At 64.3% G+C, this 23550-nt stretch carries 23 protein-coding genes; 7 read left to right on the top strand and 16 right to left on the bottom strand.

Going from position 1 to position 23550, the window contains the following annotated elements; genetic code table 11:
- The first annotated feature begins 6 nt into the window (after positions 1-6).
- Positions 7-540, top strand: coding sequence for an NADH-quinone oxidoreductase subunit B family protein (locus V7E26_RS18085; RefSeq protein ID WP_324418479.1), 534 nt, complete (start codon positions 7-9; stop codon positions 538-540).
- Positions 541-546: 6 nt separating this feature from the next.
- Here the strand turns inward: V7E26_RS18085 and V7E26_RS18080 are convergent, their stop codons facing one another.
- Positions 547-861, bottom strand: coding sequence for a helix-turn-helix domain-containing protein (locus V7E26_RS18080; RefSeq protein ID WP_324418497.1), 315 nt, complete (start codon positions 859-861; stop codon positions 547-549).
- Positions 862-1029: 168 nt separating this feature from the next.
- Here V7E26_RS18080 and V7E26_RS18075 point away from each other — a divergent pair, with 168 nt between their 5' ends.
- A complete protein-coding gene (locus V7E26_RS18075) occupies positions 1030-1767 on the top strand; it encodes a class I SAM-dependent methyltransferase (RefSeq protein WP_324418477.1) in 738 nt (245 codons plus the stop codon).
- Positions 1768-1814: 47 nt separating this feature from the next.
- On the opposite strand, the gene uxuA is transcribed toward V7E26_RS18075, so the two are convergent.
- The 6 genes from uxuA to V7E26_RS18045 all read right to left on the bottom strand — a co-directional run bounded on the left by uxuA (position 1815) and on the right by V7E26_RS18045 (position 7947).
- Positions 1815-3005, bottom strand: a complete 1191-nt coding sequence (gene uxuA / locus V7E26_RS18070; protein WP_324418495.1) for a mannonate dehydratase — start codon at positions 3003-3005, stop codon at positions 1815-1817.
- 31 nt (positions 3006-3036) lie between these two features.
- Positions 3037-4083, bottom strand: a complete 1047-nt coding sequence (locus tag V7E26_RS18065; RefSeq protein WP_324418475.1) for an L-idonate 5-dehydrogenase — start codon at positions 4081-4083, stop codon at positions 3037-3039.
- Positions 4080-5486 carry a TRAP transporter large permease gene (locus tag V7E26_RS18060; RefSeq protein WP_324418473.1) on the bottom strand — a complete coding sequence of 469 codons (1407 nt, stop codon included), beginning with the start codon at positions 5484-5486 and terminating at the stop codon, positions 4080-4082. Before V7E26_RS18060 ends, V7E26_RS18065 begins: the two co-directional genes overlap by 4 nt.
- Positions 5487-5490: 4 nt before the next feature.
- Complete coding sequence (locus V7E26_RS18055) at positions 5491-6069, bottom strand: TRAP transporter small permease (protein WP_324418471.1); 579 nt, start codon at positions 6067-6069, stop codon at positions 5491-5493.
- Between the two features lie 87 nt (positions 6070-6156).
- Positions 6157-7065 (bottom strand): sialic acid TRAP transporter substrate-binding protein SiaP, encoded by a 909-nt coding sequence (locus tag V7E26_RS18050; RefSeq protein WP_442893423.1) that lies wholly within the window; start codon positions 7063-7065, stop codon positions 6157-6159.
- Between the two features lie 147 nt (positions 7066-7212).
- The gene (locus tag V7E26_RS18045; protein WP_324418467.1) at positions 7213-7947 is read right to left on the bottom strand and encodes a FadR/GntR family transcriptional regulator; all 735 of its coding nucleotides are present in this window, start codon (positions 7945-7947) and stop codon (positions 7213-7215) included.
- A 123-nt stretch (positions 7948-8070) separates the two neighbouring features.
- Between V7E26_RS18045 and V7E26_RS18040 the strand changes: the two genes are divergently transcribed.
- Positions 8071-9591 (top strand): mannitol dehydrogenase family protein, encoded by a 1521-nt coding sequence (locus V7E26_RS18040; RefSeq protein WP_324418465.1) that lies wholly within the window; start codon positions 8071-8073, stop codon positions 9589-9591.
- On the opposite strand, the gene V7E26_RS18035 is transcribed toward V7E26_RS18040, so the two are convergent.
- Entirely contained in the window at positions 9588-10418 is an 831-nt protein-coding gene (locus tag V7E26_RS18035; RefSeq protein ID WP_324418463.1) for an alpha/beta hydrolase, read from the bottom strand. The two genes, V7E26_RS18040 and V7E26_RS18035, sit on opposite strands and share 4 nt — an antisense overlap.
- A gap of 160 nt (positions 10419-10578) precedes the next feature.
- On the opposite strand from V7E26_RS18035, the gene kynU reads away from it, so the two are divergent.
- Together kynU and kynA are read left to right on the top strand one after the other, a co-directional pair.
- Positions 10579-11772 carry a kynureninase gene (kynU, locus tag V7E26_RS18030; protein ID WP_324418461.1) on the top strand — a complete coding sequence of 398 codons (1194 nt, stop codon included), beginning with the start codon at positions 10579-10581 and terminating at the stop codon, positions 11770-11772.
- Positions 11769-12608 (top strand): tryptophan 2,3-dioxygenase, encoded by an 840-nt coding sequence (gene kynA / locus V7E26_RS18025; RefSeq protein WP_324418459.1) that lies wholly within the window; start codon positions 11769-11771, stop codon positions 12606-12608. Before kynU ends, kynA begins: the two co-directional genes overlap by 4 nt.
- A gap of 22 nt (positions 12609-12630) precedes the next feature.
- On the opposite strand, the gene V7E26_RS18020 is transcribed toward kynA, so the two are convergent.
- From V7E26_RS18020 to V7E26_RS18005, 4 genes are all read right to left on the bottom strand, one after another.
- Positions 12631-13056, bottom strand: a complete 426-nt coding sequence (locus tag V7E26_RS18020; protein ID WP_324418493.1) for a RidA family protein — start codon at positions 13054-13056, stop codon at positions 12631-12633.
- Positions 13057-13110: 54 nt separating this feature from the next.
- Positions 13111-14796, bottom strand: a complete 1686-nt coding sequence (locus V7E26_RS18015; RefSeq protein ID WP_324418457.1) for a benzoate-CoA ligase family protein — start codon at positions 14794-14796, stop codon at positions 13111-13113.
- A 206-nt stretch (positions 14797-15002) separates the two neighbouring features.
- Complete coding sequence (locus V7E26_RS18010) at positions 15003-15452, bottom strand: cupin domain-containing protein (protein WP_324418455.1); 450 nt, start codon at positions 15450-15452, stop codon at positions 15003-15005.
- Between the two features lie 30 nt (positions 15453-15482).
- Positions 15483-15977, bottom strand: a complete 495-nt coding sequence (locus V7E26_RS18005) for a MarR family winged helix-turn-helix transcriptional regulator (RefSeq protein WP_324418453.1) — start codon at positions 15975-15977, stop codon at positions 15483-15485.
- Positions 15978-16139: 162 nt separating this feature from the next.
- Between V7E26_RS18005 and V7E26_RS18000 the strand changes: the two genes are divergently transcribed.
- Both V7E26_RS18000 and V7E26_RS17995 read left to right on the top strand, forming a co-directional pair.
- Positions 16140-17312 (top strand): ABC transporter substrate-binding protein, encoded by a 1173-nt coding sequence (locus tag V7E26_RS18000; RefSeq protein WP_324418451.1) that lies wholly within the window; start codon positions 16140-16142, stop codon positions 17310-17312.
- 30 nt (positions 17313-17342) lie between these two features.
- Positions 17343-17798, top strand: coding sequence for a cupin domain-containing protein (locus V7E26_RS17995; RefSeq protein WP_324418448.1), 456 nt, complete (start codon positions 17343-17345; stop codon positions 17796-17798).
- An 8-nt stretch (positions 17799-17806) separates the two neighbouring features.
- On the opposite strand, the gene V7E26_RS17990 is transcribed toward V7E26_RS17995, so the two are convergent.
- The 4 genes from V7E26_RS17990 to V7E26_RS17975 form a co-directional block, all read right to left on the bottom strand.
- A complete protein-coding gene (locus tag V7E26_RS17990; protein ID WP_324418446.1) occupies positions 17807-19060 on the bottom strand; it encodes a flavin-dependent oxidoreductase in 1254 nt (417 codons plus the stop codon).
- 89 nt (positions 19061-19149) lie between these two features.
- Positions 19150-21498, bottom strand: a complete 2349-nt coding sequence (locus V7E26_RS17985; RefSeq protein WP_324418444.1) for a bifunctional salicylyl-CoA 5-hydroxylase/oxidoreductase — start codon at positions 21496-21498, stop codon at positions 19150-19152.
- Positions 21499-21668: 170 nt separating this feature from the next.
- Positions 21669-22505, bottom strand: a complete 837-nt coding sequence (locus tag V7E26_RS17980) for an enoyl-CoA hydratase family protein (protein WP_324418443.1) — start codon at positions 22503-22505, stop codon at positions 21669-21671.
- 33 nt (positions 22506-22538) lie between these two features.
- Positions 22539-23300, bottom strand: coding sequence for an SDR family NAD(P)-dependent oxidoreductase (locus V7E26_RS17975; protein WP_324418441.1), 762 nt, complete (start codon positions 23298-23300; stop codon positions 22539-22541).
- Positions 23301-23550 lie beyond the last annotated feature (250 nt).

Raw genomic sequence — 23550 nt, 5'->3', positions numbered from 1 at the left:
ATTGCGATGCGCAAGCTGTTGTTCGAAAGCGTGTTTCGCCAACCCCTCACCGAGCGGGCGCCGTCACCGGATGACGCCGCTGTGGCGGAGCTTGCAACGGTGCTCGGACAGGCCGCGCGACGGCGGCTCGGCCGCAGCCTGTCGATCCGCGAGGTCGACGCCGGATCCTGTAACGGATGCGAGCTGGAGATTCACGCGCTCAACAACGCCTATTACGACGTCGAGCGATTCGGCCTGCGGTTCGTCGCCTCGCCGCGCCACGCCGACGTCCTGATGGTGACGGGCCCGGTGACGAAGAACATGCGCGAGGCGCTGGAGCGCACCTATCACGCGACCCCCAACCCGAAATGGGTCGTCGCGGTGGGAGACTGCGCACGGGATGGAGGATGTTTTGCCGGCAGCTATGCCGTCGTCGGCGGCGTCTCCGAGGTCGTCCCGGTCGATCTTCACATTCCCGGCTGCCCGCCCACCCCGATCGCCATGCTGCAAGGGCTGCTCGCGCTGCTCGAACGGGCGGATGCGCGCAGCAGCAAATCGTGAGGAAAGCTATCGAACCCGTTCCAGCACCCGCTTCGGCTGGCGCACGGTCTTGCCCTTTATCTTCGGATTTGCGACATGCTCGCGCAGGCGCACCCCTCGCCCTCCCGTCGCGCTCACCGCGCCAGGATTGATCAGCTCTATTCCTGCGCCATCAAGCGCGGACACCAGCTTCATCAGGGAATCGACGTTGGCGCGGATCACGCCGTCGCTGGCTTCCATGCGCTGGATGGTCGGCACCGAAAGATCGGCAAGCCCGGCCATTTGCCGCTGATCGATGCTCAGAAGCGCGCGCGCGGCCCTGAGTTGGTTGCCGGTAATCATGGGGTGGGTCTCCCGGTTCCGAAGCAGATAATTATCTGATCTAAATTTGCGCTTCAAGCATCAATATAGAGGTTCAGTATATCAACCACTCCTCTCAGCATGATTGGCATACGATGCAGAACATGATAAACGAAGCTTTAAACATCCTATTTGATGCACGGTGAGCAGGTGCGTTTGCTGGGGCGCTATCAGGGCCGGAACGGCGCAATCGAGATCGTCGAGTGCTCCGCGGATGGAACGCGGATCTATTTCGAGGAAGGCGTCAGGCAGAGCCAGGCCACGCCCGATGGCGAGAGCGTCTTCAGCTATGTCAAGCTGATGGACGAACTCCTGCATCGCGCCACGAACATTCTGATCCTGGGATGCGGCGGCGGCAATCTCGCCACCAGACTGGCACGCCTTGGCAAGAAGCTGACGATCGTCGACCATAATCCGATCAGCTTCGTGATCGCTCAGCAATATTTCGGACTGCCGGACGGATTGCCGCTCGTGGTGTCCAATTTCCGGAAATTCATTTTCGATGACAACCAGCTTTACGACGGAATCGCGATCGACGTTGGAGGTCCGGACTTTTGCTTTGATGCCGAATTCGACATCGAGACCTGCAACGCCATCCGCGCGCGGTTGGCGCCCGGCGGCTGCATGGTCATGAACGTGCTGGTCGCGAACGATATCGATCCATTGCCTGATCGCATCGCCGCACGGCTTGCCGGCGACCGGCTGCGCGCATGGATCATCGACGAGGAAGGCATCCAGGATCGAAATGCGATCATTGCCTGCATGTCGGAATGGCAGTTGAGTGCGCGTCCTGCGCTCGCCGAGGTCATGCAAAACAGCATCGAGCGATGGTCGATCCGGCGAAGCAGGGTGCGCGGTCGCGGGGTCGGTAATCCATTCCGCCGCTGAGCATTTTCGTCATGCCCGGCTTTGTGCCGGGCATCCACGCCCTGGCTTCATCCCGCATATTCGATCGCCCGGATCGCGCCGCGCAATTCGGCGAGTCCGCGCAAGCGGCCGATCGCGGTGTAGCCGGGATTGGTGCGCTTGGTGGCCGCGAGATCGTCAAGCATGCGATGGCCGTGATCGGGCCGGAACACGATTTGGTCGTTGGACGATCGCTTGCGGTTCTCGGTCAACAGCGCCTTGAGCACCGCGATCATGTCGACATCGCCGTCGAGATGATCGGATTCGAAGAACGACAGGCTGTCGCCTTCCCGCTTGGTCGCGCGCAGATGGGCAAAACCGATCCGCGGCGCAAAACGCTTGACCATGGCAGGCAGATCATTCTCGGCTCGCACGCCGAGCGATCCCGTGCAGAAGCAGATGCCGTTGGCCTTCGAGGGCACCGCGTCGAACAGGGCTTGATAATCTTCAGCCGAGGATGCGATGCGCGGCAGGCCGAACAGCGGGCGTGGCGGATCGTCCGGATGCAGCGTCAGCGTTACGCCGAGCTGCTCGGCGACCGGCGCGACGCGGGCGAGGAATTCGCCGAGGTGCCGGCGCAGCACCGTGGAATCGATGCCGCGATATTGCTGCAGGCGGTCGCGGAACTGCGGGATGGTCAGGGGATCGGTGGTCGATCCCGGCAAGGCGCTGGCAATGTTGGTGACGAGAACATCGATATCGGCCTGCGTCATCCGCGAATAGACGTCCTTGGCGCGCCGCTGCGCAGCTTCCGAATATTCGTTCACCGCCTCCGGTCGCTGCAGGATGTGCAGGTCGAACGCCGCGAACCGCTCCTGGTCGAAGCGCATCGCCTTGGCGCCGTTCGGCAGCTCCCATTCGAGATCGGTGCGGCACCAGTCCACGACGGGCATGAAATTGTAGCAGATGATGTTGATGCCGGCGGCGGCGACCGCCTCCATGCTGGCGATCCATGCCTCGATCGAGTGCGTCGCCCCGCCCCCGAGCCGCTTGACGTCATCGGGCACGGGAATCGATTCCACCACCGACCAGGTGAGCGGCGAGCGTCCGGCTTGCGAGTTCTCGATCAGGTTCTTGCGTTCCTCGACCGCGGCGCGCGTCCAGGCCTCGCCGATCGGCACCTGATGCAGCGCGGTCACGACGTCAGTCGCGCCAGCCTGGCGGATATCGTCGAGCGATACCGGATCGTTGGGCCCGTACCACCGCCATCCCTGCAGCATCATGGCCGATCTCCTAAACTCTGGTTTACATTCAAGCCGTCAGCACGACCTTGACGCTTTGCGAACGGTCGAGCGCCAACCTGACGGCGTCGGGCGCCACCGAAAGCGGGCGTTGCGCCGTCACCAGCGACAGCACGTCGACGCTGCCGTCGGCGATCAGGTCGACTGCCGTGAAGAATTCCCCGCCGAAGCGGAACGAGCCGCGCAGGTCGATCTCCTTGGCCATCACGGCATTCGCCGGCACCGGGATCTGCCCGCCCGGCAGGTTGCCGACCTGAACGACGACACCGCCCCGCCGGACGGTGCCGATGGCGCTGGCGAGACCGGCCGCCGTTCCCGAGACCTCGAATGCGACATCGAACGGCTTGGCAGTTGCCTCGGCCTTCAGCGCGTCCTCGCCGCCGGAGATATCGACGACGTTATTGGCGCCGAGTTTTGTCGCGAATGCCAGCGGTGCGGCCGCGATGTCGACAACGGTCGTCTCCGCCATGCCGGCGCGCCTGGCCGCCAGCATCGTCAACAAGCCAATTGGCCCTGCGCCGAACAGCACCGCGCGCTTGCCGGTGACATCGCCGGCGCGGGCGACCGCATGCAGGCACACGGCCAGCGGCTCGGCGAGCGCTGCCGCCTGATAGGTCACATGATCCGGAATCTTCACGCACTGCGCCGGAATGGCGTCGAAATACGAGGCAAAGCCGCCCTGCATGTGCGGGGTCTTCGACGCCGATCCCATGAAGAAGATGTTCTCGCACAGGTTCTGCCGTTTCTCTCGGCACGGCTTGCAATGGCCGCACCAGCGCGACGGATTGACGGCGACGCGGTCACCGACCTTTACGCCCGGCGCGCTGCCCGCGATCTCGACGACTTCGCCGGCGATCTCATGTCCCAGCACCAGCGGCGAGGTCACGACAAAATCGCCGGTGCGGGCATGGCGATAGTAGTGCATGTCGGAGCCGCAGATGCCGCCGGCGCCGAAGCGGATGCGCACCATGCCCGCGGCAAGCGGATCGAGCGGCCGCTCGATCATCCGCAGATCTTCCGGGCCGAACAGCGTTGCAGCCAAAGCCATCGATGTCATTTTGAAAGCCCCATGTATTTTGGCAGCCAGAGCGTCAGCTCCGGGATGTAGGTGATGGCGACGAGCGCCAGGAGCAGCGGCACCAGCCAGGGCAGGATCGCCATGGTGGTGCGTTCGACGGACAGTTTCGCCACGCGCGCCAGCACGAACAGCACCATGCCGAGCGGCGGATGCAACAGGCCGATCATCAGGTTCAGCGTCATGATCAGGCCGAAATGAATGGGATCGATGCCGAGCTTGAGCACGATCGGCAGCAGGATCGGCACCAGGATGGTGATCGCCGCGATGGTATCGATGAAGCAGCCGACGAACAGGATCAGGATGTTGGCGAGCAGCAGGAACACCCACTTGTTCTGGGTGATGCCGAGCATCGCGTCCGTCAGCGTCTGCGCCGCCTGCGACACCGTCAGCAGCCAGGCGAAGATCGAGGCCGCGGTGACGATGAACAGCACGGAGGCCGTGGTCTCGATGGTATCGAAAGTAGCCTTCGCCACCGTCTGCAGCGTCATCGAACGGTAGCGGACGAGACCGAGGAACAGCGACCAGATCACCGCGGCGACCGCGGCTTCCGTCGGCGTGAACCAGCCGAGCGTCATGCCGCCGATCAGGATCACCGGCGCCATCAGCGCCATCACGGCGGAGAAATCGAAATACCAGTCGAGTGCCAGCAGTGCCACGAGGCCGATGCCGACCGCCATGTTCACCGAGAGGCCGGCGAGAACCAGCAGCCAGACCACCAGCGGGAACGCGAACACGATGACGATTTCGAGCGTGGCCGAGCCGAGCTGCGGCCAGGAGAACGGCGTGTCGCTGCCCCAGCCGCGCCGGTGCGCGAACCAGGCGACCGTCGCCATCATCGCCAGCGTCATGACGACGCCGGGAATCACGCCGCCGAGGAACAGCGCGCCGATCGAGACGTTCGCCATCATGCCGTAGATCACGAACGGCAGCGACGGCGGAATGATCGGACCGAGGGTTGCGGACGCCGCGGTGACGCCGACGGCGAACTCGGTGGAGTAGCCGTGGTCCTTCATCGCCTTGATCTCGATGGTGCCGAGGCCCGCGGCGTCGGCAATCGCCGTGCCGGACATGCCGGAGAAGATGACCGAGCCGATGATGTTGACGTGGCCGAGGCCGCCGCGCATCCAGCCGACCAGCGCGACCGCAAACTTGTAGATGCGCCCGGTGACACCGGCGATGTTCATGAGATTGCCGGCGAGAATGAAGAACGGCACCGCCAGCAGCGGAAAGCTCTCGACGCCCGCGATCATGCGCTGCGCCAGGGTCACATCAGGCGTGATGCCGCTGACGAGAATGTAGACCAGCGACGAAGCCGCCATGGCCAGCGCGACCGGCAGGCCGAGCAGCATCAGCAGCAGAAATCCCCCAAGCAGCAGCAGCATCGCCCTACCCTTCCGTTCCGTCGAATGCGCCGGGGCGTTCCAGGATCGAATAACCCCGCCGCCAGTTCTCGACCGCGATCTGGATCGAGCGCACAAACATCAGCACGAAGCCGAGCAGCACGGCGTAGTAGACAAAGCCCTTCTGAAACTTGATCGTGGTCATCCGCTCGTCGCCGATGATCTGGATGAACTGCCAGACCAGCTTGATCGCGTAGCCGAGGAACGCGATGCGGATCAGGTCGATCACCGTCGAAAGCCCACGCGCCGCGGCGTGCGGCAGGTAGCGGAACACGAGGTCGACCTGGATGTGCCGCGACAGCCGCACGCACATGGCCGAACCGATGAACACGACGCCGATCAGGCAATAGGTGGCGATCTCCTCGGTCCAGGCGTAGCTGTCGTTGAGGACATAGCGGGTGAAGAACTGCAGGAAGACGCACAGCGCCATGATCCAGAAGATCACCAGCGCGAGCCAGTCCTCGGGCGCGTACACACTGAGATCGGCGCCCTTGGGGACCTCGTCCTCGAAGGTATGGGCGATCTCGTCCGCCGTGATTTGCTTGTGAACTTCAGCCGTCGACATGCGCCCTCCCCGGACTGGCCTTTGAGATGTCTCCGCCGTGCCGGCCGCCGCCGCCAACGCGGCCGGCACGGCGGGAACGATTGCCGCTTACTTGACCGCCTGGATGCGTTCCCAGTCGGCCTTGCGGTAGTCGAAGCTCTCGAAGCTCACATTCTTGAGCACGGTGTCGCGGAACTCGTCCTTGTTGACCTCGGTCACCGTCAGGCCCTTCTGCTTGAAGAAATCGACCAGCTTGCCTTCGTTGACCTTGATCTCGGCGGTGGCCTTCGCGGCCGCTTCCTGGGCGACCTCGGTGAAGATCTTGCGATCTTCTTCCGACAGCTTCTTCCAGAGCGCGCTTGACGCCACGGTGTTGAGGTGATCGACGATGTGGCCGGTCAGCACGATGTGCTTCTGCACTTCGTAGAACTTCTTGGCCTCGATCGTGGTGAGCGGATTTTCCTGCGCTTCCACGGTGCCGTTCTGCAGGGCGAGATAGACCTCGGCAAAGGCGATCGGCGCGGTATTGGCGCCGCAGGCGCGCGGCATCGCCAGATAGGCGGGCACGTCAGGCACGCGAATCTTGAGGCCCTTCAGGTCGGCGCAGGCCTTGATCGGCTTGTTCGACGAAGTATGGCGCACGCCGTAATAGGTCACCGCCAGGATGCGATGGCCGGTCTTGTCCTCGTAGCCCTTCGCGAGCTCCTTGAAGATGTCGCTCTTGGTGTAGGCCAACAGATGATCCGCATCGCGGAAGGTGTAGGGATAATAGGTGACGCCGATCGGCGGGAAGCTCTTGGCCGCGAAGCTCGAGCCGGAAATGATCAGGTCGACCGAGCCGAGCGAAAGGCCCTGGTTGATGTCGGTTTCCTTGCCGAGTTGCGAGGCCGGATAGACGTCGATCTGATAACGCCCATTGGTGCGCTTGTTGATCTCGCCCGCGGCCCAGACCGAGGCGGTGTGGAACGGCTCCGACGTCTCGTAGACATGCGCCCATTTCAGCTTGGTCTGCGCCATGCCCGAGGTGGTCGCGGCCAGAATCGCGGCAGACGCCGCCAAGGCAACCGTCAATTTCTTCAACACTGGAATTTCCTCCCTTGCTCCAAATTGCTTTTGTTACCCAACCGGCCCGGCGCCTCGCCGAACCGTTCGAATTCTTCTCTCTCAACTGCTCCGTGACGCAGCGCGGACGGATGGTGCCGGCGCACCGAAATTCTGCGCAAAGCGGGCCTGCGAGCGCGCCAGATGCTCGCGCATCGCCACGCGCGCCGCGTCCGGGTCATGGGCGGCGATAGCATCGCGGATCGTGCGGTGCTCGGCCAGCGCCGCGTTCCAGGATTGCGGGTTCTCGAAATAATGCGCGAGCTTGGCGAAGTAGGGATTGAGCCGCTGGTCGAACAGTTCGCCGACGACGCGCACCAGCACGGCATTGTCCAGACATCCGGCGACCGCGACGTGAAACGCGCGGTCATGGACCATGGAGTCCTCGCCCGGGTGCTGCACCGTGGCCATCGCCTCCAGCGATGCGTCGATGCGCGCGATGTCTTCCGCGCTCGCCACGCGGGCGGCCTGCTCGGCAATCGCGCCTTCGAGGAACTCGCGCGCGCGCAACAGTTCGAACGGGCCCTCGATCTCCGTCGTCGCCGGAAGCAGCGGCGCGAGCGGCGGCGGTTCGCAGACATAAATTCCGGAGCCGACGCGGATGCGCACCCTGCCCTCGACTTCCAGCGCGATCAGGGCTTCGCGCACCGTGGGCCGCGATACCTTCAACTGTTCGGCAAGATCACGTTCGGCGGGAAGACGGCTGCCGACGACGTATTCGCCGCTGTCGATCAAGGCGCGAAGCTGATCGGCAACCTGGCGATAAAGGCGTCGTGCTTCCACGGCTTCGAGCGGCACGCTCGGCTCTCCCTGACGATTCCCTGAGGCGAATCGATTTTTCTTGCTTTGATCGGCTGATGATCAATAGATCTGGATAATTGGCCTTACCAATTGACCAGTAGTTGGAGGATTAAGCCCGCCATGTCAAGCGAAACGGCGAAAAACCCGCCTTCTGGCCCGAAAGGCGGCAATTTGCGCCTGTCCGAGGCCAATCTCAACAAGGTTCCCGGGCAGATCCATCGGCCGGCCTACGACCGCTCGGGCATCACGCCGGGCATCGTTCACCTCGGGATCGGCGCGTTCCACCGCGCGCACCAGGCTGTCGTTATCGACGATCTGCTGGCCGCCGGCGCGATCGAATGGGGAATTATCGGAGCGAGCCTGCGCAGTTCGCAGACGCGCGATGCGCTCGCGCCGCAGGATGGCCTCTACACGCTCGCGGTCCGCTCCGGCAAAGGCACCGACCACCGCGTCATCGGCTCGGTCCTCGCCAGCGATGTCGCCAGGGAAAACCCGAGGCAGTTGATCGCGCACCTCGCCGATCCGGCGACGCGCATCGTGTCGCTGACGGTCACCGAGAAAGGCTACTGCCACACGCCGCAGACCGGCGACCTCGATGAACATCATCCCGACATCGCCCACGACCTGCAGAATCCGGACACGCCGCGCTCGACCGTCGGATTTCTCGTCGCCGCGCTCGCGCGGCGGCAGGCCGCGGGCGAGCGCCCCTTCACCGTTCTGTCCTGCGACAACCTCTCCGCCAACGGCCGCACCGTCGGGCGCATCGTGACGCAGTTCGCCGGCTTGCGCTCGCGCGACCTCGCCAGGTGGATCGAAGCCGAGGTCGCCTTCCCTTCGACCATGGTGGACCGGATCGTGCCTGAAACCACGGATGCCGACCGCGCGGCGATTTCGTCCGCGCTCGGCATGACCGACGCATGGCCTGTCGTCACCGAGCCGTTCACGCAGTGGATCGTCGAAGACCGCTTCACCGCGGGAAGACCGGATTTCGCAGCCGCCGGCGTGCAACTGGTTTCCGACGTGACGCCCTTCGAGCACATGAAGTTGCGGCTGCTCAACGCGAGCCACTCGGCACTGGCCTATCTCGGCTATCTCGCCGGTTTTGAGACCATCGCCGCGACCATGACCGACGCGCGCTTTGCAGCGTTTGCCCGGCAGGTGATGCAGGACGCCGCGCCGACGTTGGCGATGCCTGAAGGGACGGATCTGGCCGCCTACAGCGCTTCGCTGCTGCAGCGTTTTTCAAATCCGGCCCTGCACCATCGCACCTGGCAGATCGCGATGGACGGATCGCAAAAGCTGCCGCAGCGGCTGCTCGCCACCATGCAGGACCGGCTGCGGCTGGGATTGCCGATCGACACCCACGCGCTCGCCGTGGCCGGATGGATGCGCTATGTCACCGGCACCGACGAACAGGGACGCGCGATCGACGTCTGCGATCCGCTCGCCGCGAAATTGAAGTCCATCGCCGAGAGCGCCGGTCCGGTCGCGGACCGGCTTGCGCCGGCGCTGCTGCAAGTAGATCAGATCTTCGGCGCTTCAGGCACTGACCCCCGCATGCGCAGCGCCGTCATCGAGGCGCTTAGCAAACTCTACACCCTGGGCGCACGTCAGGCCGTGCAGACGTTTCAGGTAGGCTAAGCAGATAGCAACGCCCTGGTGAGCTGGTGATCGGGATCGGCGAGCCCGTCGACGACATCGAAATGATGCCGGCCGGGTTCTTCGATCGCGCAGGTCTTCGCGCCGAGCCCGGTCCAGATGTTGGCGAGCAGCGCGTTCTGGCGGACGAATTCCGGACGCTCGGCGCTGCCCACCCAGCATGTCACGCGCGCATTCGGCATCGGCTGCAGCAGCGCCGGGCTTTCCATCAGCGCCTCGGCCTCGTCGATGCGAAGGTCCATATTCATGGCGGCCTTCATCAGCGGACGAAGGTCATGCAGGCCTGAGATGGAGACGGTGTGGCTGATGCGGGCCCGGACATGTTCCGGAAGCGGTGACGTCGCCGAAATCATGCGTGTCACCAGATGCCCGCCGGCGGAATGTCCGGTCAGGAACAGCGGGCCTTCGATTATCGCGGCGGCACGCTCGACGGCGTCAGCGACTTCGCGCGTGATCTCGGCGATGCGCACCGCCGGGCATAGCGGGTAGGACGGCATCGCCACCGCGTAGCCGCTCTCCACCGATCCGCGCGCCAGATGCGACCAGAAGCTCTTGTCGAGCGCCTTCCAGAATCCGCCATGCACAAAGACGACGAGGCCCTTCGGCCGGCCTTCCGGCTTGAAGAGATCGAAGCGGTTTCGTTCGCGCGGCCCATAAGAGATGTCGAGCGTCGCGCGGCCACTGCCTTGCAAAGCGTCGCGATAGGCCTGCGCGGGCTGCACCCACGCCGCCGGCCAGCGGTCGCCGCTCGGAATGTTCGGCGCATTCGCGTATGCGTCGGTCCAGTCGGAAATCTGATGAAAAATCACGCGATTCGACTTTCTGTTTGCTTCTGTGGGCTTGCCGACGTTCGGATCAATGCCCGCCGCCAAGCAGTCTACACCGGGAAACGCTTACTGCCATAAATTTCAAGCTTGAAATAATCGACACCTGCGCGAATAATTCCACCCGCCGCGAACAGGGACAGACATGACTGATTTCACGCGAACGAAATCCCGGTTCGCCATCCCCGATGGCGTGATCTATCTGGACGGCAACTCGCTCGGTCCGCTGCCCGTCGCGGCCGCCGATCGCGTCGGCCGCATGATGACGGAGGAATGGGGCAAGCACCTCATCAAGGGCTGGAACCTCGCCGGGTGGATGACGCAGCCGCGGCGTATCGGCGACCGGATCGGACGGTTGATCGGCGCGGCCGACGGGACGGTGGTGGTCGGCGACACGCTGTCCATCAAGGTCTATCAGGCGCTGGCCTCGGCGCTCGAGCTCAATCCGTCACGGCGCGTTATCCTGTCTGATACCGGCAACTTTCCTTCCGATCTCTACATCGCAGGCGGCCTGCTTCAATCGCTCGGCCGTGGCCACGAGTTGAAGGTCGTGGCACCAGACGATGTCGAAGCCGCCATCGACGAGACCATTGCAGTGTTGATGCTGACCGAAGTCGACTATCGCACCGGCCGGCTGCACGACATGCGGGCGCTGACGCGCAAGGCGCATGCCGCCGGCGCGCTAACGGTCTGGGATCTCGCGCATTCCGCGGGCGCGATTCCGGTCGATCTGGAAGCTTCTGGCGCCGATTTCGCGGTCGGCTGCACCTACAAATATCTCAATGGCGGTCCCGGCGCGCCGGCGTTCATCTACGTGGCGCCCAAGCACGCCGATACGGCGCGGCCGGCGCTCTCCGGCTGGATGGGTCATCAGGCGCCGTTCGCCTTCGACCTCGACTACCGGGCCGGCCCCGGCATCGAGCGGATGCGGGTCGGTACGCCGCCGATCATCGCGATGGCCGTGCTCGATGCCGCCCTCGATATCTGGGACGGCGTCAGCATGACCGACGTGCGCGCTGCTTCGATTGGGCTCGCCGACCTCTTCATCCGCGAGGTCGAGCGACGTTGTCCCGAGCTGACATTGGCCTCGCCGCGGGACGGCAAGCAGCGCGGCAGCCAGGTTTCGTTTCGTCATCCGGAAGGCTACGCGATCATGCAGGCACTGATCGCGCGCAACGTCATCGGCGACTTCCGCGCGCCCGACATGATGCGCTTCGGTTTTACGCCGCTCTACCTCGGAGAGGCCGAGGTTCGCGCTGCCGTCGAAATCCTCGCCGACGTCCTGGCCAACCGCCGCTGGGATACCGCGGAGTACCGCAGGAAGGCGCTCGTGACATGACCGGCAATCCCGACGAGTCCCCGCGCGAGGGAGCCGAGATGTCGTTCGAAGGGCGGATGTCCTACAGCGACTATCTGCATCTGGAACGCGTCCTGAACGCGCAGGAGCCGCTTTCGGATGCGCATGACGAGTTGCTGTTCATCATCCAGCACCAGACTTCCGAACTCTGGATGAAGCTCGCGGTCCACGAAATTCGCTCCGCCATCAGGGCGATCCGCCACGACCAGCTGCAGCCCGCCTTCAAGATGCTGTCGCGCGTCGCCCGGATCTTCGAGCAGCTCAACACCGCCTGGGATGTGTTGCGCACGATGACACCCAGCGAATACACCGAGTTTCGCGATCAGCTCGGCCAGTCCTCAGGCTTTCAGTCGTACCAGTATCGCGCGATCGAATTCCTCGCCGGCAATCGCAATCTGGCGCTGCTTGCCCCGCACGCCCACCGCCCCGACATCATGGCAATGCTCGAGGACATTCTCGCCGAGCCGGGCCTCTATGACGAGGCGCTGCAGCTATTGGCGCGCCAGGGCTTTGCCATCGGCGAAGACGCCCGCCGAACTGACTGGCGCGTCACGCGCACGCCGAACGCCGAGGTTTTGGAAGCCTGGAAGACCGTCTATGCGTCGCCGGCGAAACACTGGATGCTCTACGAACTGGCGGAAAAGCTGGTCGACTTCGAGGACTATTTTCGCCGCTGGCGCTTCAACCACGTCACGACGGTCGAGCGCATCATCGGCCTGAAGCGGGGAACCGGCGGCACCTCCGGCGTCTCCTATTTGCGCAGGATGCTCGAGGTCGAGCTTTTTCCAGAACTCTGGAAACTGCGAACCGAGCTCTAGGAGATGCCCCGCCCAGCGGGCTTCAGCGCGGCACAACCGCCGTCGCCTCGATCTCGACGCGCGCGTCCTTCTCGACCAGGCGCACCACCTGCACCAGGGCCATGGCCGGGTAATGCGCACCAAATATCTCGCGGTAGATGCGGCCGAGTTCTTTCAGGCTCGCCAGATATTCCTCGATATCGACGACATACCAGGTCAGGCGCACGAGATGCGCGGGGCCGGCGCCGCCTGCGGCAAGGATCTCGGCAATGTTGGCGAGCGTCTGGCGCACTTGTGCGACAAAACCCTGCGCCAGGCGGCCCTTGGTGTCCCAACCGATCACGCCGCCGGTCACGACAATGCGGCCGTCCGCTGCCATGCCGTTGGCGTATCCTTTCGGCACCGGCCAGCCGCTCGGCTGCAGTACCTGCGCGCCCGACGCGGCGTCGGTCGTGGGATGAGGCACCATGCTCGGCGTGGGGCCTTTGGCGACGGTCACCGGCGTTCTCCCTCAGGTTGGAAATTATTCGGCGGCGACGCTCGGTGGCGTCGGGCCGGCCGCGGCCATCTGCCGGAGCGCAAAGCGCCGCAGCTTGCCGGTTTCGGTCTTCGGCAGTTGCGCGACATATTCGATCGCGCGCGGATATTTGTACGGCGCAATCGCCTGCTTGACGTGATCCTGCAGCGCCTGCGTCAGCGCGGCGTCGCCAAGGGCGCCGCCCGCCAGAACCACATAGGCCTTCACGACCATGCCGCGCGCCTCATCAGGCGCGCCGACCACGCCGCATTCGGCAACGGCGGGATGCGACAGCAGCGCCGCCTCGACCTCAGGGCCGGCGATGTTGTAGCCGGAAGAGACGATCATGTCGTCCGAGCGCGCGACAAAGGCGAGGCGACCATTGGCGTCGCGAACGAAGGTATCCCCGGTCAGGTTCCAGCCGCCGCGCACATAGTTCGCCTGCCTTGTGTCGGCCAGATAACGGCAGCCGGTCGGCCCGCGCACCGCCAGCTTGCCGACGATGCCATCAGGCAGTTCGTTCATGTCGTCGTCGACGATCTTCGCCACGTAACCCGCGACTGGATGCCCCGTCGTTCCTCCGACCGCATCGCCGACGCGGTTGGTGATGAAGATATGCAGCAATTCAGTCGAGCCGATACCGTCGAGAATGGTCTTGCCGGTCTTGCGGGTCCAGCTTTCGAACACCGGCGCCGGCAGGGTTTCGCCCGCGGAAACCGCGATCCGCAGCGACGACAGATCCGCGCCCTTGTCCATCGCCGCCATCATCGCGCGATACGCCGTCGGCGAGGTAAAGCAGATCGTCGCCTTGTAGGTCTCGATGATCTTGATCATCTCAGGCGGCGAGGCGTTTTCCAGAAGCGTCGCCGTCGCGCCGAACCGCAAGGGAAAGATCGCCAGTCCCCCGAGGCCGAAGGTGAAGGCCAGCGGCGGCGAGCCGACGAAGACGTCGTCCTCGGTGACGCTGAGCACTTCTTTTGCGTAGCCATCCGCAACAATCATCAGGTCGCGATGGAAATGCATCGTCGCCTTGGGTTCGCCCGTGGTGCCCGAGGTAAATCCGAGCAGCGCGACGTCGTCACGGCCGGTCTTCACCGCCTCGAACTTCACCGGCTTGTTCAGCGCGACACGGTCGAGCTCGGCATCGTGATTGGAGGTGCCGTCGAAATTCACCACCTGCTTGAGAAAGCGGCTGGTCTTGGCGCAGGCGACCAGTTCATCGGCGATGCGGCTGTCGGTCAGCGCCAGCGCGATCTCCGCCTTGTCGACAATCTTGCCGAGTTCGCCGGCGCGCAGCATCGGCATGGTGTTGACGACGACGGCGCCCGCCTTGGTCGCGCCAAGCCATGCCGCGACCAGCGCCGGGTTGTTGCCGGAGCGGATCAGGACGCGGTTGCCGGGCTTGACGCCGTAGTTCTCCACCAGTGCATGCGCGAGGCGGTTGGACCAGTCCGCCAGCTCCTTGTAGGTGCGCTGGCGCCCGTTACCGATCAGCGCGATCCGATCGCCCCAGCCTTTCTCGACGATGCGATCAGTCAGCTCGACCGCCGCATTGAGATATTCGGGATATTGAAATTCCGGACGTTCCAGCAGCAGCTCAGGCCACTGCTCCAATGGCGGCAGATTGCGCCGCGCGAAATCATCGACATGGCTCGATGGACCAAGAACCCGACTGGGAGTTTGACCTGACATTTCCATCGCCCCTCGCTTTCATCCATGAAAGGCTTGAGCTCGACATCGAGGACGCCCGGCTGCGCTGTCTCGGAAATCATTTTAGGCTTAAAGTAATTTTCCGCAAGTGCAGAATCGAGCCCTGCTGCGAAATGACAAGAGCCGGGCAGCCGCTCGCGGCGGCGCCCGGCCCGTTGGAACCATCTTCCCTGTGCGGCGGCGCCGATCTATTCGTTGGCCTCGGGCGGCAGGAAATCGACCTCGTGCTGCGCCGAGATCCGAACCACCTCTTCGGGATCGGTCAGATTGTGCAGCTTGTCGAACAGGGCTTCGAGCTTCTGCATCGGCGATACCCAGAACAGGGCGCGGGCCGGCTTGTCGGACTTGTTGAAATAGCCGTGCGGGATACCGCGCGGCATCCGGACGAGGTCGCCCGCCTTGGCCTGCACCCAGACGCCATCGAGCTTGAGATCGAGAACGCCCTCCTGCACCAGGATGAACTCGTCCTGCGTCGGGTGGACGTGCACCGGAACGAACTGGCCGGGCTCGCTGTTGGTCTCGAAGGCGAAGGTGGAATCGGTGACTGCCTTGGGAAAGTAGACCTGACCCAGGATGTTCCAGGTCTTGCCCGCGTAACCGGTACCGCTCCTGGTGATGCCCTTTTCGAGTGCCGCCATATCGCCCTCCTCTGCTATGTTTACTGGTTCTCAGCCCGTACGCGCCTTGGCCGATTTCTGCGCCGACCCCTTGGTCTTGGCCAACAGGCGCATCAGTTCGCGCACGTCCTTCGGCGTGAGGTCGCCGAACATGTCGGCGATCCACAGTTCATGCTCCGCCGCCATCTTGCGGAATTCGGCGCGGCCCGCCTTGGTGAGGCGGATCATCTGGACACGGCGGTCGGCTTCCGAGGTGCGACGGTCGAGATGGCCTGACTCAACGAGGCGTTCGACCAGGCCGGTGACGTTGCCGTTCGAGACCATCATACGCTTGGATACGTCAGACAGCGTCATGCCCTCCGGCACCTTGTCGAGCTGCGCCATCAGGTCGAACCGCGGCAGCGTGACGTCGAAGCGCTCGCGCAGGCGGCTGCGCACCTCGCCCTCGATCAGGGTCGTGCAGGTCAGGAGGCGCAGCCACAGCCTGAGCTCGTCGCCATGATGCTCGGGGAGTTCGACGGCCTTGGTCTCTGAATCCAGGGTCATGGCCGCAATCATTGCGCAGATTTCTTTAGGTTTCAAGCAATTGGCGCATGGCTTGCATGGAGGCGTTCTGCTTGCAGGTGCAGTCGTCGTCAGAATAAGCTGCCCTCCGAGCAGTTGGCGTGGCATGGGTTTCGGCCGCGAAGGGCCGAACGGAGGAACAAGATGAAGCAGTCGTTGAAGCTGACCGGACTTGCGGTTTTGCTGGGTACTGTCGCCGCGCCGGCGATGGCGCAGGAGAAGATCAAGGTCGGAATCATCGTGACGCTGTCCGGCCCCGCCGCCGTGCTCGGCCAGCAATCCCGCGACGGCTTCCAGCTTGCAGTCAAGGACCTCGGCGGCAAGATGGGCGGCAAGGACGTCGAGGTCGTCGTCGTCGACGACGAACTCAAGCCTGACGGCGCCGTGACCAAGGCCAAGGGCCTGCTCGAGCGCGAGAAGGTCGACTTCGTGGTCGGCCCGATCTTCTCCAACATCCTGCAGGCGATCCACCGTCCCGTCACCGAGAGCAAGACGTTCCTGATCAGCCCGAACGCGGGCCCTTCGAGCTATGCCGGCAAGGAGTGCAGCCCGTTCTTCTATGTCACCTCGTACCAGAACGACCAGGTTCACGAGATCCTCGGCAAGGTCGCGCAGGACCGCGGCTACAAGCGCGTCTATGTGCTGGTGCCGAACTATCAGGCCGGCAAGGATTCGGCCGCCGGCTTCAGGCTCGACTACAAGGGCGAGATCGCCGAGGAAAGCTACACGCCGCTCGGCACGCTGGATTTCCAGGTCGAACTGACCAAGATCGCCAATTCCAAGCCGGATGCGCTGTTCACGTTCATGCCCGGCGGCATGGGCGTCGGGCTCGTCAAGCAGTACCGGCAGGCCGGGCTCGCCGAGAAGATTCCGGTATTGTCCGCCTTCACCGTCGACGAATCCACGCTGCCCGCGCAGCAGGACGCCGCCGTCGGCATGTTCGGCGGCGCCAACTGGGCGCCCGACATGGACAATCCGCAGAGCAAGAAATTCGTCGCCGCCTATGAGGCCGCCTACAACAGCGTGCCCGGCACCTACGCCATGCAGGGCTACGACACCGCGATGCTGATCGACAGCGCTGTCAAGGCGGTGAAGGGCGATCTGAAGAACAAGGACGCCGTGTCGGCCGCGCTGCGAAAGGCCGAGTTCACCTCGCTGCGCGGCGACTTCAAGTTCAACGCCAACGGCTATCCGATCCAGAATTTCTACCTGACCAAGGTCGCCAGGCGTCCGGACGGAAAATTCCAGACCGAGATCGTCGAGAAGGTGTTTTCGAACTACGGCGACCGTTACGCCAAGGATTGTCCTGCGAAATAGCCTCGAAATATTCTTGGGAAGGGAACAGCAATGAAGACCGAAATCGCCGGCATCACCCGCGCCAATGAAGGCATCCAGGGCATCTCCTGGAATATCCTCGGCCAGACCTATGTGCCGAAGAACGTCACCGAGCACTCCTTCTCCTGGCATGCGACCTTCCCGGCCGAGACCTTCGTGCCGCCGCACATCCATCCCGACCAGGACGAATATCTCTACATCCTGGAGGGCCGGCTCGACTTCTTCCTCGACGGCGCCGAGACGAATGCGACGCCCGGCGATCTGGTGCGGCTGCCGATGGGCAAGCCGCACGGCATCTTCAACAAGTCCGGACGCACGGCGAAGACGCTGTTCTGGGTCTCGCCGACCCGGCGGCTCTACGACCTGTTCTGGGCGATCCACAACATGAAGGAGCAGACGCCCGACGCCGTGGTGGCGCTCGCAGCCGAGCACAACATCCATTTCCTGCCGCCGCCTCCGGAGGCGTGAGGATCCCGCTACCCCCGCACCGCCGCCAATCCGAGTTGCGGCGGCGCGAAGCCGGCCTTGGAGGCATAGCCGCGCACGATCGCCTCGCGCTGGGCGTGGCTCAGCACCTTCTCGATATCGGCGAAGCCATCAGGCGCCAGTTGTTCGACGGCGTCGATCACGCCCTCGGGTCCGCCGCGGCGGTTGGAGCGCACGATCTCCGCCGTCATCGGCAGCCGCTTCTGCTCGTAGGCGACCAGCGCCTGGCGCGGATGTTCTGATCGCGCCAGTTCGTCGGCGAGCGCGCGCGCATCGAGGATCGCCTGCGAGGCGCCGTTGGAGCCGACCGGATACATCGGATGCGCGGCGTCGCCGAGCAGCGTCACCCGGCCCCAGGTCCAGTACGGCAGCGGATCGCGGTCGCAGCAGGGATACTCATAGAACTCCGGCGTCGCCGAGATCAGGCTGCGCACGTCGACATGAGGCACCTTGAACATCTCGACATGCGGCATCAGCTCCTCGCGCTTGCCGGCCCGCGACCAGTCCTCGCGGCGCGGCGGCGGCGAACTACCCTCGCCGATCTTCACCAGCACGGCCCAGTTGGTCAGCCGGCTCGACGGGCTCGATCCTTCCGCAATCGGATAGACCACGACCTTCGCATTCAGCCCGCCCGCCACGATCATCGAGCGTCCGGTCAGGAAAACCGGCCAGTCGCGCGCGCCGCGCCACAGCATCAGCCCGTTCCAGCATGGCGGCCCTTCGTCCGGAAACAGCATCTCACGCACCCGCGAGTGAATGCCGTCGGCGCCGATCAGGATGTCGCCGCGCGCTGTTTTGACATGGGCGCCGGTGCGGTCGAAGAAATGCGCGATCACGCCGCCCTCATGCTGCGCGAACGCGCCGAGCCGGCAGCCGGTGTGGATCGCCTCGTGGCCGACCCGCTCCTCGACGGCGCGATGGATCACGCTCTGCAGGCGACCGCGATGAACCGAGAATTGCGGCACGTCGTGCCCGGCATCCAGGCCGCGCGGTTCGCGCCAGACCTCCTGGCCGTGGCGGCTCAGATAGTACAATTGGTCGGTCCGGACCGCGGCGGCATCGAGCCGATCCAACAGGCCAAGGCCTGCCAATTCCCTGATCGCATGCGGCAGCGTGTTGATGCCAACGCCGAGTTCGCGGATGGTGTCGGCCTGCTCGAACAGTTCACAATCGATGCCGCGTGCGCGCAACATCAGCGCGGTGGTGAGCCCCCCGATGCCGCCTCCGACAATGATCGCCTTCATCAACGTTACTCCAGCTCTACCCGTCGCACTTCAACCTCTCCCCGCGAGGGGCGGGGAGAGGGAGGGATCAAGCAAGCCTGCCATTCGCCTTATTCGGCTGCAAGCGGCTTTGTCGCCTCGGCTTTCAGCTCGGCGCGGGTTTTCGGCTTACCCTTAATTTTGAGGTCCTCGAAATCCTGCCGGTCGCGGACGCTGTTGCGGAAGATCTGCTCCTTGCCCGGCAGATATTGCGGCGGACAGGCGATATCGGCGCCGTACCAGGCGGCGGAGCGCATCGTGAAGGACGGATCGACCAGATGCGGCCGCCCCAGCGCGACGAGGTCGGCGCGGCCGGCGGCCAGGATGGTGTTGACCTGATCCGCCGTCGTGATGTTGCCGACGCACATGGTCGCGACACGGGCTTCATTCCGGACCTGGTCCGAGAACGGCGTCTGGAACATCCGGCCGTAGATCGGCTGCGCGTCGCGCACGGTCTGGCCGGTCGAGACGTCGACCAGATCGACGCCAGATTCCGCAAAGGCACGGGCGATCACCACCGCATCGTCGCCGGTGACGCCTCCGGCGGTCCAGTCGGTGGCGGAGATGCGCACCGACATCGGTTTGTGCGCCGGCCACGCCGCGCGCATCGCCGCGAACACTTCGAGCGGATAGCGCAGCCGGTTATCGAGCGTGCCGCCATATTCGTCGGTGCGCTGGTTGGTCAGCGGCGAGATGAAGCTCGCCAGCAGATAGCCGTGGGCGCAGTGCAGCTCCAGCATGTCGAAGCCGCAGGCCTCGCCGCGCAGCGCGGCCGCCACGAACTCGGCCTTGACGCGGTCCATCGCCGCACGGTCCATCTCGCGCGGCACCTGGCTGTCGGGAAAGTAAGGCAATGGCGACGCCGAGATCGTGTCCCAGCCGCCCGCTTCCAGCGGCCGGTCCATGCCTTCCCACATCAATTTGGTCGCGCCCTTGCGGCCGGCATGGCCAAGCTGCAGGCAGATCTTTGCCGCCGAATTGGCATGGACGAAGTCGACGATGCGGGTCCAGGCGGCCTGCTGCTCGTCGTTCCATAGCCCCGCGCATCCAGGCGTGATGCGCGCGTCGCGGCCGACGCAGGTCATTTCGGTGAAGATCAGGCCGGCGCCGCCGATCGCACGCGAGCCGTAATGCACCAGATGGAAATCGCCTGCTACCCCCTCCTTCGCCGAATACATGCACATCGGCGATACCACCGCGCGATTCCTCAGCTCCATCTCGCGCAGCTTCAGCGGCTGGAACATCGGCGCAACAGGCTTGTCGACATCGACATCAAAACCCCTGGCGCGCACCTGCCTCGCAAAGGTCTGGTCGACCTCACGGACGAACTCCGGCGCGCGCAGCATCAGATTGTCGTAGGTGATCGCCTTGGCCCGGGTCATGACGCCGAAGGCGAACTGCACGGGGTCGAAATCCCAGAAGCGATCGACATGCTCGAACCAGACCAGCGACACGTCGGCGGCGTGCTGGGTCTTCTCGACCTCCTCGCGCCGTCCGTGCTCGTAGGTCTGCAGCGCGACCTCGACCGTCGGCGCCGCGGCCATGGCGTCTGCGAGTGCGATCGCATCTTCCATCGCCAGCTTGGTACCGGAGCCGATCGAGAAATGCGCGGTCGCCTTGGCGTCGCCGAGCAGCACCATGTTGTCCTTGACCCAACGCTGGCTGCGGATCATCGGGAAATTGCGCCACATCGAGCGGTTGATCAGGAGCGGATGATCGCCCAGGAACCAGCCGAAGATTTTGGCCATGCGGTCGGCGGACTGCTGTTCGTCCAATCCTTCGAGCCCGGCATGCTTGAACGTGTCGGCGTCGGTCTCGAATATCCAGGTCGAGCGGCCGGCCTGGTATTGATAGGCGTGCGCGATGAACGGGCCCCACTCGGTCTCCTGGAAGATGAAGGTGAAGGCATCGAGCGGCCGGGTCGAGCCCATCCAGGTGAACTTGTTGGAGCGCAGATCGATCTCGGGCTGGAAATGGTCGATGTATCTGTCGCGGAAGCGGCTGTTGATGCCGTCGGCGAGCACGATGAGGTCGGCACCGGCGAAGCGACGCTCGTCGTCGATATCGGTTTCGAACAAAAGCGTGACGCCGAGTTCGCGGGCGCGTTCCTGCAGGATCAATAGCAGCGTGCGGCGCGAGCAGCCGCAGAAGCCGTTGCCGCCGACGCGATGCACGGTGCCGCGGAAATGCACGGCGATATCGTCCCAATAAGCGAATTCCTGGGTGATGCGGCGATAGCTCGGCGGATCGTATTTCTCGAAATTGTCCAGCGTTGCGTCGGAAAACACCACGCCGAAGCCGAACGTGTCGTCGGCGCGGTTGCGCTCATGGACCGTGATCTCGGCCTGCGGCCGCTGCTTCTTCAGGAGGATCGCGGCGTAGAGACCGGCCGGTCCGCCGCCGATTATCGCGACCTTCATCTACCGCCTCCGAGAGGGCTGTCGGACTAGTTGGAAATTACTTTAAGTATAAAGCAATTTCTCGGCAAGGGGCTGTTCGTAGCCCGGATGGAGCGCAGCGCAATCCGGGAATTTCGCCAGATCGGACAGTGTCCCGGGTTTCGCTGCGCTCCACCCGGGCTACGATAGCGTCAGTTCCCCTGGAATGCCGGGGTGCGCTTGTTCGAGAACGCCTCAAACGCGCGCGAAAAATCTTCCGTGGTCATGCAGAGCGCCTGGGCTACCGCTTCCGCCTCGATTGCCTCCTCCACCGACATCGCCCATTCCATCGCCAGCATGCGCTTGGTCATGGTGTTGCCGAAGGTCGGTCCATCCGCAATCTGCCTGGCCAGCAATTGCGCCTGCGCCAGCACCTGCTCCGGGGTGACGATGCGGCTGAAGAAGCCCCACTTCTCGCCCTCCTCCGCGGTCATGAAGCGGCCGGTATAGAGCAGTTCCGAGGCCCGCGACTGGCCGATGATGCGCGGCAGGATCGCGCACGCCCCCATGTCGCAGCCGGCAAGGCCGACCTTGTTGAACAGGAACGCGACCTTGGCGCCGGTGGCGGCCAGACGCATGTCGGAAGCCATCGCGACGATCGCGCCCGCGCCGGCGCAGATGCCTTCGACGGCGGCGACGATCGGCTGCGGACAGGCGCGCATCGCCTTGACGAGATCGCCGGTCATCCGGGTAAAGGCGGTCAGCCCCTTGGTATCCATCTGGATCAGGGGGCCGATGATTTCGAAGACGTCGCCGCCGGAAGAAAAATTGCCGCCCGCGCCGGTCACGACGATGCTCTTGACCTCGTCATCCATCGCGCAGGCGCGGAAGAAATCGGTGAGCTCGCGGTAGCTTTCGAAGGTCAGCGGGTTCTTCCGCTCGGGCCGATTGAGCGTCACGGTGGCGACCCGGTCGACCACCGCCAGCAGGAAATGTTTTGGCGAATAATCCGCCAGCGGCAGTGTGACGGGATTGGCTGGTTTGCTCATGTTCTCTCCCTGATATTTGCTGCGGCGTTCCGCTCAGACCTCGCCGCCGGCGACCGCGATCGCCTGCCCGGTGATCGCACCAGCCCCCTTGCCGCACAGCCAGAGCACGGCGTCGGCGACTTCCGACGGTGTAACGAGGCGTCCCTGCGGGTTGTGCTTCGAGAGTTCCGCGACGGCCTGCTCGCGACTGCGGCCGGTCTTCTTCATGATGTTCTCGATCGAGCCTTCGAGCAGATCGGTCTCGGTAAATCCGGGGCAGACCGCGTTGACGGTGACGCCGCTCTTGGCCGTCTCCAGCGCCAGCGAACGGACGAGGCCGATCACCGCGTGCTTGGCGGCGCTGTAGGCCGAGACATAGGCGTAGCCCTTCAGGCCTGCGGTGGAGGCGACAGCCACGATGCGGCCGCTGCGGCGCTCCAGCATCCCCGGCAGGACGGCATGGGCAGCATGGACGACGCCCATGAAGTTGACGTCCATCATCCGCTGGAACAGCGCCGCCTCGGAGCGGCCGAACGGCGCGGATTCCGCCGCGCCGGCATTGGCGATGAGAATATCGACCGGCTGCCGCGCGGCGGCATCCGTAATCGCCGCCTTCACCGACGCGGGATCGGCGACATCCGTCACGGCAGCATACTGCGCCGCGCCAGACGCAACCGCGTCATCGAGCGTCGCCCGGTTGCGCCCGAGCACCGTCACCGTACCGCCTGCTTCCGTCAGCGCCGCGGCAATTGCCCGGCCGATGCCCCGCCCGCCGCCGGTAACGAGCGCGTGGGAGGAACGCGATAACAGGCTCATCGGTTCAGCCTCCTGAATGACGGTTCAGCATATATTTTAAACTTCAAGCTTTTGCAAGGAAGCGGCGGCGGTCGCGGTGCGGTAGTACTGGAAGCCAGCGCGCCGCAAACACCATTGTCATCCCCGCGCAGGCGGCGCGCAGGCGGGGATCCAGTACGCCGCGGCTTATCGGGTCGATCATTGGCGTCTCTGGAGTACTTGTATGGGGAGAGATCAAGAGTGATCGTTGTCAGATCATTTCATATCATCT

Source organism: Bradyrhizobium sp., assembly GCF_036735945.1.
Classification (GTDB): Bacteria; Pseudomonadota; Alphaproteobacteria; order Rhizobiales; family Xanthobacteraceae; genus Bradyrhizobium.
Note: the sequence above shows the minus strand (reverse complement) of the source record. Positions and strands in the feature narration are given on the sequence as shown.